This is a genomic window from Salicibibacter halophilus (assembly GCF_006740705.1).
Taxonomy (GTDB): domain Bacteria; phylum Bacillota; class Bacilli; order Bacillales; family Marinococcaceae; genus Salicibibacter; species Salicibibacter halophilus.
Window position 1 is genome coordinate 1,702,976 of the sequence record NZ_CP035485.1, and the last position, 15,374, is coordinate 1,718,349.

General features: G+C 47.5%; 15 protein-coding genes. 4 read left to right on the forward strand and 11 right to left on the reverse strand.

Annotated elements, in window-relative coordinates:
- Positions 1-6 precede the first annotated feature (6 nt).
- From EPH95_RS08225 to EPH95_RS08240, 4 genes are all read right to left on the reverse strand, one after another.
- On the reverse strand, positions 7-1,002 hold the full coding sequence (locus EPH95_RS08225; protein WP_142089007.1) for a class I SAM-dependent methyltransferase: 996 nt from the start codon (positions 1,000-1,002) through the stop codon (positions 7-9).
- A 114-nt stretch (positions 1,003-1,116) separates the two neighbouring features.
- Positions 1,117-1,617 carry a thiol peroxidase gene (gene tpx / locus EPH95_RS08230; protein WP_142091543.1) on the reverse strand — a complete coding sequence of 167 codons (501 nt, stop codon included), beginning with the start codon at positions 1,615-1,617 and terminating at the stop codon, positions 1,117-1,119.
- Positions 1,618-1,708: 91 nt separating this feature from the next.
- Positions 1,709-2,152, reverse strand: coding sequence for a GerW family sporulation protein (ytfJ, locus tag EPH95_RS08235; protein WP_142089009.1), 444 nt, complete (start codon positions 2,150-2,152; stop codon positions 1,709-1,711).
- A 5-nt stretch (positions 2,153-2,157) separates the two neighbouring features.
- Complete coding sequence (locus EPH95_RS08240; RefSeq protein ID WP_142089012.1) at positions 2,158-2,877, reverse strand: DUF2953 domain-containing protein; 720 nt, start codon at positions 2,875-2,877, stop codon at positions 2,158-2,160.
- 114 nt (positions 2,878-2,991) lie between these two features.
- On the opposite strand from EPH95_RS08240, the gene EPH95_RS08245 reads away from it, so the two are divergent.
- Positions 2,992-3,258 carry a YgaP family membrane protein gene (locus EPH95_RS08245; RefSeq protein WP_142089014.1) on the forward strand — a complete coding sequence of 89 codons (267 nt, stop codon included), beginning with the start codon at positions 2,992-2,994 and terminating at the stop codon, positions 3,256-3,258.
- A gap of 59 nt (positions 3,259-3,317) precedes the next feature.
- Here the strand turns inward: EPH95_RS08245 and EPH95_RS08250 are convergent, their stop codons facing one another.
- The 6 genes from EPH95_RS08250 to EPH95_RS08275 all read right to left on the reverse strand — a co-directional run bounded on the left by EPH95_RS08250 (position 3,318) and on the right by EPH95_RS08275 (position 11,018).
- A complete protein-coding gene (locus tag EPH95_RS08250) occupies positions 3,318-3,872 on the reverse strand; it encodes an RDD family protein (RefSeq protein ID WP_227004099.1) in 555 nt (184 codons plus the stop codon).
- Between the two features lie 14 nt (positions 3,873-3,886).
- On the reverse strand, positions 3,887-4,900 hold the full coding sequence (gene sppA, locus EPH95_RS08255; RefSeq protein WP_142089016.1) for a signal peptide peptidase SppA: 1,014 nt from the start codon (positions 4,898-4,900) through the stop codon (positions 3,887-3,889).
- Positions 4,901-4,924: 24 nt separating this feature from the next.
- Entirely contained in the window at positions 4,925-6,538 is a 1,614-nt protein-coding gene (locus EPH95_RS08260) for an amidohydrolase (protein WP_142089019.1), read from the reverse strand.
- Positions 6,539-6,681: 143 nt separating this feature from the next.
- On the reverse strand, positions 6,682-7,884 hold the full coding sequence (gene thiI, locus EPH95_RS08265; RefSeq protein WP_142089021.1) for a tRNA uracil 4-sulfurtransferase ThiI: 1,203 nt from the start codon (positions 7,882-7,884) through the stop codon (positions 6,682-6,684).
- The gene (locus EPH95_RS08270) at positions 7,881-9,032 is read right to left on the reverse strand and encodes a cysteine desulfurase family protein (protein WP_142089022.1); all 1,152 of its coding nucleotides are present in this window, start codon (positions 9,030-9,032) and stop codon (positions 7,881-7,883) included. Before EPH95_RS08270 ends, thiI begins: the two co-directional genes overlap by 4 nt.
- 261 nt (positions 9,033-9,293) lie before the next feature.
- Entirely contained in the window at positions 9,294-11,018 is a 1,725-nt protein-coding gene (locus EPH95_RS08275; RefSeq protein WP_142089024.1) for a septation ring formation regulator EzrA, read from the reverse strand.
- A gap of 163 nt (positions 11,019-11,181) precedes the next feature.
- Between EPH95_RS08275 and hisJ the strand changes: the two genes are divergently transcribed.
- A complete protein-coding gene (gene hisJ / locus EPH95_RS08280; RefSeq protein ID WP_142089026.1) occupies positions 11,182-12,000 on the forward strand; it encodes a histidinol-phosphatase HisJ in 819 nt (272 codons plus the stop codon).
- A gap of 114 nt (positions 12,001-12,114) precedes the next feature.
- On the opposite strand, the gene refZ is transcribed toward hisJ, so the two are convergent.
- Positions 12,115-12,747, reverse strand: a complete 633-nt coding sequence (refZ, locus tag EPH95_RS08285; protein WP_142089028.1) for a forespore capture DNA-binding protein RefZ — start codon at positions 12,745-12,747, stop codon at positions 12,115-12,117.
- 146 nt (positions 12,748-12,893) lie between these two features.
- Here refZ and EPH95_RS08290 point away from each other — a divergent pair, with 146 nt between their 5' ends.
- Positions 12,894-13,379, forward strand: coding sequence for a GAF domain-containing protein (locus EPH95_RS08290; RefSeq protein ID WP_142089030.1), 486 nt, complete (start codon positions 12,894-12,896; stop codon positions 13,377-13,379).
- A gap of 170 nt (positions 13,380-13,549) precedes the next feature.
- Positions 13,550-15,274, forward strand: coding sequence for a GMC family oxidoreductase (locus EPH95_RS08295; RefSeq protein WP_142089032.1), 1,725 nt, complete (start codon positions 13,550-13,552; stop codon positions 15,272-15,274).
- Positions 15,275-15,374: the final 100 nt, after the last annotated feature.

The following is a 15,374-nucleotide window of genomic DNA, read 5'->3' on the forward strand; positions in this document are numbered from 1 at the left end:
CCTCCTTTATCCGTTTTGGTGAAAAAACTGCTCAAACCACTCATTGATGCGCTTGATCATATCGCTTAACGCTTCCGCACGAGTAAAAGACGGGAGTTCGGCAAACAATGCTTGCGGCGGGGCTTGTACTCCCGGACCATTTTTCTGTAGCAGCCAGATACTTTTCGCGTATTGGTCGTTTTTGAACATGGATTCCGGCAATTGCAAAAGGCCGAGGGTTACCGCTTCATTTTTTACAAATTTGTGGAGTGCCTCCGCTCCATCGCGCGTAAACAGCGTATTCGGGATTAAATAGATGGCGAATCCGCTTTGTTTGAGTGCTTTCCAGGAATTTTCAAAGATTGCATATTCGGCAGGCATACGCCCTTCTCCGGGCCGTGTTTGGAAATGGGCAACGGCTTCATCGTTTGCGTAATAGCCGACGGGCAAATCCGATACGATCACATCAACTTCGGGAAGCCCTTGTTGGCTAACGCTGTCCATTTGTAAGATTTGCAGGGAATGGCGTTGTAAGTTTGCCATTGCAAATGCAATACGGACTAAAGCGTCATCAACTTCGGCACCGATAGCCCCCTCAACATGATTTGTTTCATTTAAGACAGCCGTCAGCAAATTCGCGGTGCCCATAGCCGGGTCAAATAATCGAATGTTTTGTTCACTCGCTACGAGTTTTTTTAGCAAATAGGAAACAAAGAACGCGACGCCATCCGGTGTCATCGCGTGATGCGGCTGAACGTTTTCCTTCATTCCTTTTAAAATCGCCAGCTGAAAAGCTTTCCGCACGACTTCACGATCCAACTCCCCTTTTGGAGCGTCTGTCAGCAATCGGTTGACTTTTCCTTGCACAGATTCGGAGAAGGTTTCTTCGGCGGTGCCCTGGTATAAAATATCGCCCGCTTCCGCCAATGCATCCAAGTATGTATATGTATGTTCCTCGCTTATGACTTTTGCCATTTCATCCAAAGTATGAAAAAGTTGTTCGATCTCCGTTTGCTCCGTCATACCGCTCACCTCACGATTTATATTTTACCACATAAAGGCAATGATTAGAAAACGTCTCCGCGTATCGAAAAAAATACCCCAGCGTTAGCTGAGGTTCGTCTCGTGCTTTGTTGTTTATTTCGTTTCTTTTGCCGCTGAAATGGCTGCATCATAATCCGGGTGTTCCGTTGCCTCGGATACATATTCCGCGTGTGTAACCTTCCCGTTGCTGTCAAGGACGAACACGCCTCTTGCAAGCAACCGCATTTCCTGTATTCCGATTCCGAAAGCTTCTCCAAATGAGAAATCCCGGTGATCCGAAAGCATGGTGAGGTTATCAATGCCCTCCGCTGCACACCACCGTTTTTGCGCAAAAGGAAGATCCACGCTGACCGTTAATACTTCAACGTTATCCAATTCCGCAGCTTCTTCATTAAATCGTCGCGTCTGTTGGGCACAGACACCGGTATCAACGGAAGGCACCACGCTAATGACCCGAACTTTCCCCTGATGGCCGTCCAAGCTATGTGCTTGCATGCCCGTATCTAGAGCTGTAAAATTCGGTGCTTGGTCCCCTTCTTTCACTTCTGTCCCGATTAACGTTACCGGGTCTCCATTGAATGTTACGCTTGCCATCATTGATCGCCTCCTCGGATTTTTGTTTTTCCTTTTTGTTTGTACCCTTTTTTGCCAAAAGAAAAACAACCCCCGACATGAAGACGATTAGTTAATCAATATGCGGGTAATGCCGCTCATCCAGATGGGAGCCTTCGTGATCGTGATCGTGATCATCACGAATCAGTTGTTTTATTTTCTCAACCACTTGCGGCGCGAGGTCAAGCAGTTTTTCATAAAAATGGGCCTGGTTATCAAGATGAATCATCTTTACCCCAGCTGTGCCGACGATGAGAAACGCGATTGGGGTGATGGAAACCCCGCCACCGCTACCCCCGCCAAAAGGGTAGCTGTCTTCATCGTCGTAGGATTCCGTTCTTTCTGTCACAATTTGGCTCCCCCCGGCCGCGAAACCGAATCCTACTTTTGATACAGGCACGATGACGCTGCCATCCGGTGTTTCAACCGGGTCGCCGATAATCGTATTCACATCAACCATTTCTTTTATATTTTCCATGGCTGTTTCCATTAAGCCTTGAATCGGGTGTTCCGACATAAACGTTATGCCTCCTTCGATACATTTCGATCCTGAGGTTTCTGTTTCGGCTGTTGTTTCCTTCCTTTACGCACATGAATCAAAACCCGGATCAATCCACGCATAGCGTTCCCGACAGAAAAAGATACTATACAGGAGAGGGAGGTACGAAAAAATGAGGCTTGAAAGACAGGTGATACATTTAAATGCGGCAAATGCCGAACCGTCATCATCTTTGCAATAAGCGCAAAAACCGCTGATTTCCCGGTCCAGGCAAATCCTGACAAGGTTCCTGTAGCCGCGGCATCACCGGTACCCAGAATGGTTTCCCACCGGAATTCGTGCACACGGGTGTTATCAAGAAAGCGACGGGTGATTTTCGTGAAACCCGTGACGCTATCCAGGATGCTCCGTATCGTTTCCTTCTGTTTTTCCACATCTGTCGGAGTGCCTTTTTTTTCTGACTTCTTCTTTTTTTCCTTCCTGAATGTATTGGATGTTTGTATATCATAATCCACGGAAAAAGAATCATCGTCCATTTTTATCGAAGGGATCTCCCAACGCTTCTTTATGAGCCCCCGAAAAACAGAAACCGTCAAGCTTCCTTCGTTGTCCCGACCTTGTTGGATATAGCTTACGTGAACCCTTATACGGATAAACAGGCACAAAACCGAAAGTAGAACGATGAGGAGTCCAATAAGCATCCAAATCATGGCAATCACCGTTTTTATTGTTAGTATGGACATCTCCGCGAAACACTAAACTCGGGGCAAATGGGATTCATATGTATGGATGCCAGGCAGGCAGTCACACTATAAACGCGCGGCAACCACCAGAAAAAGAAGGAGGCGTTGAAAACCATGGAGAGAAATGTGGGAACACTTGATGCAATCATGCGTATTACATGCGGTTTAACAGGGTTGGCTTGGAGCACTTCACATATGTCCAAGCGCTATGACCGAACCATGCCTATGCTCGTCTCGGTTTATTCGGCAATGAAAGTCGCGGAAGGGATCACTCGTTACTGTCCGATATTGGACATGTTAAATGTAAACAGCGAGAATTTGTTAACGCGAAACAGCACATCTTCGGACGAAAATGGGCAAGAACTCCCCCGCTCCCATTAGGGCAATCCCTTAAAATCACACGCAAAGAACCGCACCCCGAAGGATGCGGTTCTCTTTTGTTATTCTTCTTCCTCATGCTTATTCTTTTTTTGATGACGGTCCAAAACAACTCGTGTGTCGGCAAGCAAATCATGAACACCTGCTTTTTGTGGGTGAAATCCGACAACGATGTACATAAGGTTTGTAAACACAAGGACCCGATGAATCATGCGTCCCGCGACTTCCCGAAAGAACGTGTCTCCCCACGTTAATGGACTGCCGTCTTCCCGTTGCACGCGCAAACCAAAGATCATTTTCCCGAGGGTCTGCCCGATCAGCTTCGTCATGACCCCAAAATAAACATAGGCAGCAACGGATGTAAGAAAACCGACAACCGTAATTCCAAAAAATAACGTCGGAGAGGCATCAAGGAACATGAAAATCGGTCTGATAAACAAAGCATTTAAGGAAAAGACGATAAGCAGGTCCACCAAGTAAGCCCAAAAACGCATCCAGAAACCGGCATACATACTCACTTCTACGGCATGAGACAGTTTATCACGTGCGGAGTCGCCTTCATCTTGCTCTCGTTGGCCTCCAAACTTTTCCTCGTTTTCATTATAGGGTATGTCCAAGATCCACCCCTCCTTTACTGCTCATATAGATACATTAATCTCGGTGAACTTTCTTGTTGAAGCGCCGTTACCAGTTCAGATAGTTCATTGGAATTGCCCGAAAACTGTTCAATCGCACCGCCAAACAGCGAGCCAAATCCAGCGAGATCTGCTTGATAACGTACGACTTGCGAATCTTCAAGGCCAAGGTTTTCTTGCATCGTCTCTACCGTATCGTCAAGACTGCCAAGGCCATCGACGAGTCCGTTATCCAACGCTTGATTTCCGGTGTAGATACGGCCATCGGCCAAATCCCTTACTTCATCCTCCGGCATTTCACGCCCTTCAACAATAACGTCCACAAATTCATCCAGCATTTCATCGGCCATCTCTTGCAGCATTTCTTCTTCGTCTTCTTCCATCTCTCGGGTTCCACTCAAGATGTCCTTATAAGGGCCGGTGGTAACGGTATTATCCTCAATCCCCAAGTCTTCAAGAAGCTCGGAAAAGTTCAAGCCGCCGAGACCTCCCGACAACACAACTCCGATCGACCCCGTTAATGTAGATGGATGGGCAGAGATATAATCCGCCGGCGCTGAGACATAGTACCCACCGGAAGCTGCCATTCCGCCCATGGAAGCATAGACAGTTTTATCATATTCCTCTTGGGCTTCTACCACTTTATCATGGATTTCTTCGCTTTCAATTAGTCCGCCGCCGGGGCTGTCCACTTCAAGAACAATCCCATCGACGGTCTGATCTTGCATGGCATTGTCAAGCATATCAAGAATTTGCTGGTGGTTATATCCGGCGGCCATCAATGGTGACTCTTCGCCCATATCTTGGATAACCCCTTCTAATTCAATCACCACAATTCGGCCATCGGTCCCTTGCTCCATCACATCTTCCCCAAAGGACTCTTCCATGCCTGCCCCATCAAATGCCTGATCAAAATCCGCACTCACAATCGTTGCAAACAAGTTAAATATTAATGAAACCCCTACGACGGCGACTGCGACAACCAGCGCCACCCAACGTTTGACATTCATACAATCCCTCTCTTTTAGAAAAACTCAGCTTTCTTGCAGACGGTCTTTCGCTGATCGTGCATACATTATGCTTTCATCAACAACCGTGTATAAAACCTTCATCTGTAACAAACCATCAGGATCCTCCATCGATAGCGGATCGTCGTCCAACACAGTAAAATCCGCACAATACCCCGGGGCGATCCGTCCGTAACGCGCATTCTCTCCACTTGCTTTCGCGCTTCCCTGCGTATATAACTGCACGGCTTCAAAAGCGGAGAGCTTCTCGTCCGGATGATAGCCCGCATGCGCTTCTCCAGGTTTACGGCGAGTCATCGCCGCATGGAAGCCCAGCAACGGATCAGGAGGTTCAATCGGAGCATCCGATCCGCCGGCACAAGCAAGGCCGTTTTGCAATAACGTTTTCCACGCATAAGAATACGGGAGCCGCTCTCGACCCAAAAGATTTCTTACCCATGGAAAATCAGAAACGGTAAAACGCGGTTGCAAATCCAACACCACCGGCAATTGGCGCATACGTTGGATCAATGATTCGCTCGCAATCTGCACGTGGATCAGCCGATCGTTTTTTCCTTCCGGTGGCGGATAGGCTGCGATGGCATTAAGCGTGTAAGACAGCGCCGCGTCCCCGATCACATGGACGGCTACCGTCATTTCCTTCTCTCGAACACGCTTAATGACCGCTTTTAACGCTTCCGGCGAATAAATCGCCACCCCTCTGTTTTCAGGTTGATCCGTGTATGGTTCCAATAACCATGCAGAATAGCTGCCCAATGATCCGTCGGCAAAAACTTTCACTGCACCGAACGTTTGAAACTCCGATGGCGCTTGCCTGGAGACAAGAAAATCGTCGAGCACAGCATCGTTCACGAGATGATGCACACGAAATTTTCTTTTCTTCCCCTCAAATGTTTTCCTATATGTGCGAAGCACTCGTGAAAAACTGCCGTAATAAGCAAGGTCCTCTGTATGTACACCAGTAAGGCCTGTTTGAACCATATGATCAAACGCGACCGTTAATGCCCGTTCCAACATGGCTTCCGTGGGCGCTGGCACGACACGTTGAATGGCATGCTGTGCTTGGTCCAATAAAAGACCTGTCAGTTCTCCCCTTTCATCTTTACCGATCACCCCACCCGCCGGATGCGGGGTTGAAGTGCGAAGGCCGGCCAGTTGCATCGCCTTGCTGTTTACAATCATCGCGTGCCTGCAAATACGCGTGAGCATGACGGGGCGATCCGGAAAACGTTCATCCAATTGGTCCTTATGGACGATGTGTTTATCCGAAAAATTATTTTCGTTCCATCCCTCTCCAATCAACCATTCCCCATCCTCCAAAGCCGTTGCTGCGTTTTCCAATTGGCGCAAAAGTTGATCGCTGCTCGTTGCGTGTGATAAGTCCAGACGCAATAAATTTTGGCCAAAGCCCATCATATGGATGTGACTGTCTACGAACCCCGGGAACATCGTTCCCCCTTGTAAATCGACATACGAAAAAATACGATGTTTGTACGCTTTTATTAGCGATTGCAATGCACCAACGTCCACAATACGGCCATCTTCGGTAAAAACAGCTTCAGCGCGGGCATGCGCATGCTCCATTGTACGAATGATACCGTTTTGCCATAGCGTCCCCATCGCTGATCCCCTATCTCCCTCATCGGTGATTTTGTTGTCTCGCCTTATTTTCCCAAACGCATCCCCAAAATGCAATCGCTATGCTGATTAAAATTATGTAAACAAATGACGGGAGCGGGCTCCCGTCAGGTGATCATGCTATTTCATAACAATTCCTCGAAGGCCGGGCTTGAAGGCTCATTTGCATCAATCGTTATCGTTTCCCGATTTGATACGGCCTTTTCCAACATCTCGTCCATGTCTAAAAATGACTCGTAAAAATTGGCCTTTTCCCTTTTCGGTTTCGTTTTCGACTCTGCCGGCAAAAAGATGGTACAGCAGTCTTCATAAGGCAATATAGAAGTTTCAAACGTGCCGATTTGCCCGGCGATATCCGTCACTTCCACTTTATCCATCGTGATCAACGGGCGAAGCACCGGCATATCGGCAACTTCTTCGATCGTATGCATGCTTGAGAGCGTTTGCGATGAGACTTGCCCAAGACTTTCTCCATTTACGAGGGCGAGGGCATCCCGTTCTCTTGCCACACGTTCGCTGACCCGCATCATCATCCGTCGCATGATGGTCATTTCGTAGTTGGTGGCTACTTCTTTGTGAATATATTGCTGTATTTCCGTGAACGGAATGACGTGCAACCGGATCGTCGTGCCATACCCCGCGAGAATACGGCTTAAATCAATCACTTTCTGTTTCGCGCGCTCGTTCGTGAACGGCGGACTGTGAAAATGAACGGCTTCTACTTCTGCCCCGCGCTTTAGCGCGAGATAGCCTGCTACCGGACTATCAATGCCTCCTGAAAGCATCAGCATTACTTTCTCCGATGAACCGACGGGCAATCCGCCCGGCCCCGGAATTTTTCCGGCGCTAATATACGTTCCATGCTCACGCACGTCCACGAGTAATTCCACATCCGGTTGATGGACATCAACGGTGACTCCCTCCGTGTTTTTCAGCACATAACCGCCGACTTCGTGATTCAACTGTTGCGAGCGAATCGGAAAAGATTTAAAGGAACGTCGTGCGCTCACCTTGAATGTTTTTGCATCCGGTTGGCCTTGCAAGACACGTAACGCTGTTGCTTGAATATCCACCAATTCATGGCTTGTTTTTCGGGCGTATGACAATGAAGAAATCCCAAAGATGTGTTGGAGTTTCCCCATGATTGCTTCTTCATCTTCATCATGCGTATCCACAACTAACCTTCCGGTCGTACGCCTTGCTTTTGCCCCGGAAAAAGAAGCCAGTGCACGGTTGATATTCCCTTTTAAAGTCCGTTCAAAATCTGCTCGATTTTTCCCTTTTAACGCGATTTCACTATATCGCACAAGAATGTGGTCCGCTTTCATATTTTCACCTCATTCACGCGGCGGATTTCCGGTACAACCTCGTCCAGAGCCGACATGAGTTGCTTAATGTCCGCATCCTTCGTTTCACTGGAAAAACTGAAACGAAGCCCCGTTTCCGCTCTTTCTTCATGGCCAAACTGGGCGGCGAGCACTTCACTTGCCGTTTGCAGTCGCGCGGCACAGGCGGACTTTGACGACACGTGGATATTCTTCTTCGTAAGCGCCTGGATGACGATTTCCGGCCGGGTTCCGAAAACAGAAACGTTCACAATGTGGGGCGCACTGTCATTTTCCGGTGTATTGACCGTCATTCCCTCTCGCTCCCGGCATGCCTGGATGAGCATTTCTTTGTTTTTTTCCAGCGTTGATTTTGCCTCCTGGTATCGCTCGAAGGATAAGCGTAAAGCTTTTGCAAATGCCACGATCCCGGGGAGATTTTCCGTTCCCGAGCGTACGTTTTGCTCCTGGCCGCCTCCATGGAATAAAGGCTCCACTTGGACCCCTTCCCGGATATAGAGTAAACCTATACCTTTAAGCCCATGAATCTTATGGGCAGAGACCGTGCAAAGATCAATGCCGCTGTTTTTTAATGGCAACGGCACTTTTGCCACGCCTTGGACGTGATCGATATGGAAGCGGATTTTTTCCCGTCCTCTCAACCACTCGGCAATTTTTTCCACCGGTTGAACCGCCCCGGTTTCATGATTCACATGCATGATGGAAACGAGAATGGTTTCCTCTCGGACCGCTTCTTTTACATCCTGGAGCTTTACATGTCCTTCTTCGTCCACCGGAAGGTAAGTGACTTCGAACCCATGGTTTTCCAAATAGCGGCATGTTTCCAGCACCGATGGGTGCTCGACAGCGCTAGTGATGATATGGTTGCCGCGGGCGCGCCGAGCATAAGCGGCTCCTTTTATGGCAATGTTGTTTCCTTCGGTACCTCCTGAAGTGAACGTAATTTCTCCGGTATTTATATTCAAAATGTTTGCGATCGACTGTCTGGCCTGCCGTAATAATTGTTCCGCTTCCGATCCGTAATCATGCAAGGAAGACGGATTGCCGAAATGGCGTATCGCGGTTTTTTGATACGTATCCAACACTTCATCGAAAGGCAGAGTTGTCGCGCTGTTATCTAAATAAATCATGATTTAATCCCTCTCAGTGCTTTGCTTGCGGTCACACGGCTTTATATTATAGCACACCGACGCATTCTTGACGAAATGAAGTTGATCATGATAAAAAATGAGCTTTCCGCATCCATTGGCGGCAGCTCAAATAATTACAGTCGATTGCTTTCCGGGGGAAAGATGTTAATGAACAACTTGGCTGTTCACAGGACCAAACCGGAAAGCGCCCCACTAACTATGGGTACAGGAGCCATTTGCTTTCCGGCAGAAACGGTCCCATTACTTAACGGAATCCAGTGCCATTTGCCGCTGGGTGCGTTTTCCCCATTCCGTTTGCAGATTGCTGAATGCGTACGGCACGAGTCGCTCTAATGCTCTCGTCGTTTCATTTATCGTGATCTCATAGTAACCATTTCTGAATTGATTCTCCGCATCGTTAAGGATTGGGGGTAACTCTGCAAATTGATTGCGGTATCGATTCCCGAATTGCAACAAGCGCTCTGCCCAATTCGCTTGATCGACCGCTTCGCTCAGCGTATGGGATGCTTTCTCGATTCCTTGATGGCTTTGTTCCAGCGCCTCTTGTATGGCTTTCATGTCAAGGGGGACCGTTTCCAGCATGGCCGTTGCTTTTTCAAGTTCTTTTCCGGCATGGCCGAGTTGATCCACAAGCGCTTCCGGAACCGCCGGAAGCTGGCTTTTTTGCAGTTTAAACTGGGTTTCCGTCATCCACACGCGCAATTCCTTTAACTGTTCCATCGCTCGTGTTTCATCGCCGCGTATGTCTTGCAACCGCTCTAAAGATTCGTTTATGCTATCCTCGATTTCGGTCATTCGAATATTCAAATTTTCCAGTTTTCCCCGTAAATCAGTATAGGAATGCTTTTGATTTGCCTGTAAATCTTCAAATGCCTGTCCCTCTTTTTCTACATCCGAAACTTCTTTTAGGATCGATTCCATTTTCGATTTATCTCCGTCCGGCAGTTGGTAGTTTATTTCCACACCACTGCGTTCTTCCTCTAGCTCGGCAAGTGCATTAAGAAGGTTCTCATGGCGTTCTTTCAAGGACGCTACTCCAGTTTCCACTTCATTCTTGGCCTCTGCTTCCCGCTCCAATAACGAGGCATTTTGAGTAAGGGTTTCCTTGATTTGCTCAAGCTTGTCTTCCACATCTTTCAATTCCAATGCGGAAACATTTTGTTTCAAATAGCTCAGCATTCCATCGACTTCATCGAGATCTTCATGAACAGTAAAATGCCGAAAAGAAAACGCATTCTCTTCCATTTCACGCACATTCGACCGCATTTCCCTCACTTGCTCCGGAATGTCGCGGTCAATTTCTGCCAATAATTTGGGTACGTTTTCGATTTGGCCATGTGCTTCCTCTAACGTTTCTTGTAAAAATAACAAGTGCTCGCGCGCGCGCATGTAATTTCCGCTTTTCGTCTCTTCGTCGTATGCCTCTAATTCTTCGCGGCATTTTTTTACTTTTTCTTCCAACAGAGACGCGGCTTCGCCTAACGACCGCCATTGTCGGGAGAGCAAAGAACGAACGTCCTTGTATTTTTCGGTAGCCGCTTCGATTTCCTCGCGGTTCTTTTCTTCACTATTCACAAGCTGGTCAACTTCTTGCCGTATCGTGGAAATATCGTCTTCAATCGCGGTTAAATAATGATCAGCATCCACGAGTTTGTCTTTGGCGCGCCTAAATTGGTATTTATTTGCAATTTCCTCGATATCAAACAAATACATTTCTACTTCCGGAAGGCGCTGATCGACAATTTCATCCCATGTCCCGCGCCATCTCTCAAATTTTTCTTCCGTTTCCCCGGAAATGGTCAATCCTTTTACCCGGCTGATTTCTTCAGCCACGGGCTCGCTCATAATCAGCCCTTTTCGTTGATCGAGATTGTCTACACTTTGATAGATTTGCCGTCGATTATACACGCCGTATGCAACCACTAAAGCAATGGCTACCACGATTCCGATGAAAACGTACACCATTAAGCTTCACTCCAGTTATCCGTAGCATTCCAAGTTATCATCATTTTATATTTATTTTTCGTCATAGGAAAGTAAAATCCTTTAATTTCATAGGAAAAAATGTCGCCTATTCTATGATAACATGGAATGGAGTTGAATTGGGAAACGTTTGGAGGCAAATTCGATGGAAAAAATCCACGATGATGGGCATGTCCATACCCCTTTTTGCCCACATGGAAGCCATGCATCATTGGAGCAATATATTGAACAGGCCATCACACTTGGATATAAAAGGATCAGTTTCTGCGAACACGCCCCTCTCCCGGCAGGTTTTCCCGACCCGACGCCGAACAAAGACAGCGGAATGCCGCACGCTGATCTAGAGGCGTATATCAAAGACATTCAAGACGTGCGCAAGCGTTATAAAAACGACATCACGATTTTTACCGGTTTGGAAATTGATTTTATTGAAGGGTTTGAGGCAGAGACAAAGGCTTTTCTTGATGCATACGGACCAGCCCTCGATGATGCGATTCTTTCGGTGCATTTTATTTACGCGCGGGACGCGTACGGTCTGCTGGATTATAGCGCAGAAACTTTCGAGGCCTTGGCAAAAAAAGCGGGTGGAGTCGACCAGCTCGTTCGCCGATACTATGAAACGGTGCTGCGCTCGATTTCATCCGACCTTGGAAAATATAAACCTCGCCGTCTCGGCCATGTAAGCCTGATCCGTAAATTCCGGAAAGCATTTGATCTCCCAAGTGATGAACGCTGGCTTGAAGCTGTATTGGGCGAGACAAGAAAAGCAGGATTTTCCTTGGATATCAACGGCGCCGGTGTCGTCAAACCTTTGTGCGGGGAACCTTACCCGCCGGTTGCTATCATTGAAAAAGCCGAACGGATGGGGGTTCCACTCGTATACGGATCTGATGCCCACCACCCGGACGGCCTCGGGCAAGGAAGAGGTATGCTGCCTAAGGTAAAACTTGATATGCCGGGGTGATTATTGATGTTTTAAATCTGTCATTCCTTACACGGTATTAAAAACGGGCGGACGCTGAAAAAGACCACTTTTCGCGGTATAAAACGAGAGCGACCGCTCAAATTACAGCTAAGACTAAACGACAAGGGAGGCCGGGGCAGGTTGCGGCTCGCAAATTTGCACTTCCACAAACTGGCGCACATGCTTCATATAATGATATAAAAATGTGCGATCACTGGGCTCCAAATGAAAAACTTCACGGATGTGTTGCGCGTGCAAAAACGGCATGGTAACCATGCCTCGCAAATGCAAAATCGCCCATTCTTTTCGCATGCCTTTGAACGCGCCTTCTTTTTTTCCTGCTTCCAATACTTGTATAAACAAATGTTTTTCTTTCATATAATAACTGGCCATCACTTCGCGAACAAGGATCGAATCGAGCGTTAATTCCCGCAAAACGAGCCTGGCCATCCGATGGTGCGTTTGCTGGAACTGCAGCGCGGATTCGATGATCGCAAGGAGCCGTTCAAAGCTTCCGGTTGCCTGTTTCGAAGCTTCTTCGAGCTCTTTGAGGTACCCTTCCAGATACGTATTAATCAAGTTCTCCAACATCCCTTTTTTTCCGCCAAAATAATAAGAGATGAGCGCAACGTTCACCCCTGCACGATCGGCAATTGCACGCACGGACGTTCCGCTGTATCCTTTCGTCATAAACAAGTCTATTGCTGCCTCGGCGACCTTGTCTTTCGTGCCTTGATTTACTGCCATACTTGTCGCCTCCATTCAAATTAGCTTCACCCTTAATATTCGTCTCTATCTTGCGCGTTCCTGCAAATACTTCTCGACTACTTTTATCGGTTTTCGGCATGTTATAATAATTACAGACAATCAACAAAAGAAAGAAGGCTGGAAACATGTTTGAACCTGTGACATATAGCAAAAATATGGAGGATAAATACGAACAATTATCCCAGCAAGGAGAAGCGTTGCTGAGCGGCGAAACAGATCAAATCGCCAACTTATCCAATGTCACCGCGCTTTTAAATCAATTTCTCGATCGCGTCAATTGGGTAGGGTTTTATCTTTACAAAGAAGGAGAGCTCGTCCTAGGACCATTCCAGGGGCTGCCCGCTTGCATTCGCATTCCGATCGGAAAAGGAGTGTGCGGCACAGCTGCTGAAACAGGAAACACGCAAGTCGTGGAAAACGTTCATGAATTCCCGGGGCACATCGCCTGTGATGCACAATCCCAATCGGAAATCGTCGTCCCGATCATGATTGGAAATGAGCTATTCGGTGTACTCGACATTGACTCTCCGGACCTCGGTCGTTTTTCAGAAGAAGAAGGAGCATTATTGGAGAAATTTGTGAACAGGATCACCCCGTTTATCGGGGAATAAAAAACGTTACACCCCCTTGCACTATGGCTATATTGCCAGGGGCTTTTTTTATTTTTGCCGCTGCCCGCCCCAGCTCCCCTCTTCCAACACTTAAAAAAGGAAAAATGTACATAAAAACTTGAACAAAGGTTAATAATACTCCTAATCACGCAAACACAAGGAGGGAGCACATGGTTACACAGTTAGATAGTGTAGAAGTGCTTGTCGTCGGAAGTGGTTGGGCCGGAGGGATTGTAAGTGCCGAAATGGCAAAGGAAGGGCGTCAAGTCGTCTGTTTGGAACGGGGGGAATCCAAAGCAATCGAAGACTATATTCATGTGAAAGACGAATTGCGTTTTTCGTTGCGGCATGAGATGATGCAAGACTTTTCAAAAGAAACGATTACTTCACGGCATTTCCGGGACATAGAGGCATTGCCCGTGCGGGAACAAAGTGACATGCATTGGGGAACCGATACGGGAGGCGCCAGTGTTCATTGGAATGGAGTCACCTTTCGGAATCTGCCTTATGACTTTGAAATATACAGCCAAACAGTCGAAAGATATGGAGAAGAAAAAATCCCTGAAGAGATGACCCTACAGGATTGGGGGATCACCTACGATGATATGGAGCCCTATTATGACCGCTTTGAAAAGACTGCCGGAATATCCGGGGAAGAGAGCGAATTTGGGCCGGAACGTTCAAACCCCTATCCTACCCCTCCGATGACAGATACAGCCATCACCCGCTTATTCAAAGATTCCGCAAGAAATTTGGGTTACCACCCTTTTCAATTTCCGTCTGCAAACCTTAGCGAAACCTATGAAAATCCGGATGGCCAAACGATTTCCCAATGCCAGTATTGCGCTTTCTGTGAAACCTTTGGCTGTGATTATGGAGCCAAATCAGATCCCCTTGTAACGGTGTTGGCTACAGCCAAAGAACACGATAATTTTGAACTTCGGACAAAAGCTAATGTTCGACGAGTATTATACGATGGCGAACAAGCTACCGGCGTCCGATACATGGATACACGAACCGGCCGGGAGTATGAGCAACCGGCAGATGTCGTAGTTCTAGCCGGGTTCACGTTCACAAATTCTCGTCTGCTATTGTTATCTGAGATCGGGACCCCATACAACCCCGATACAGGCGAAGGGGTGATCGGCAAGAATTATACGATGCACTCCCTCTCTAATATGGGGGCCAGAGGTTTTTTCAATGACCGCAAATTCAATACCTATATGGGAGCCGGCGCATTGGGAGCTTGCTTTGATGATTTTGCCGGCGATAACATGGACCATACCGATTTGGATTTTATTCACGGCGGAGAAGTCGACTGCCCGCAATGGGGACAAAGACCGATTGAACATAACCATGTTCCCGAGGGAACACCTACGTGGGGGCGTGAATTCAAGGAAAAATCATTATTTTATGCCAACCGAAATATCCGTGTACGTTGGCAAGTCGGAACGATGCCCTGGCAATTCAATTATTTGGATTTGGATCCTACGTATACAGACATACATGGGGATCCGCTTTTACGGGTGACCAATGAATACACCGACCAAGATCGCAACATCATGGACTTTGGTTTAGAGTTGTGCAAAGAAGTGTTGGAAGAAATGGGCGCGGACATTATCGATGCAGAAGAGTCTTCGTTAGCCGAAGAATTTCCGAATGTGTTTTATGGGCAACACTACGCCGGCGGGGTAATTATGGGGGATGACCCGGAAACCTCTGCAGTGAATAATTACTTGCAAATGTGGGACGCAGAAAATTTGTTTGTTGTAGGGGCTTCCGCTTTTCCCCACTTTAGTAATTTCAACCCTACCGGTACTGTGGGGGCATTCGCTTACCGCGCCTCGGAGGGCATCGAACAATACTTGGAAAATGGCGGCGGACCGTTAGTGTGAGGGCGTCGCCACAGGGAGTTCATGACAGGTTTCTTCCTTTCTGCGGTGTCATGCTATTCCCGCGTATCGATTTAATGCAATTTTTTGACACAAAATAGAC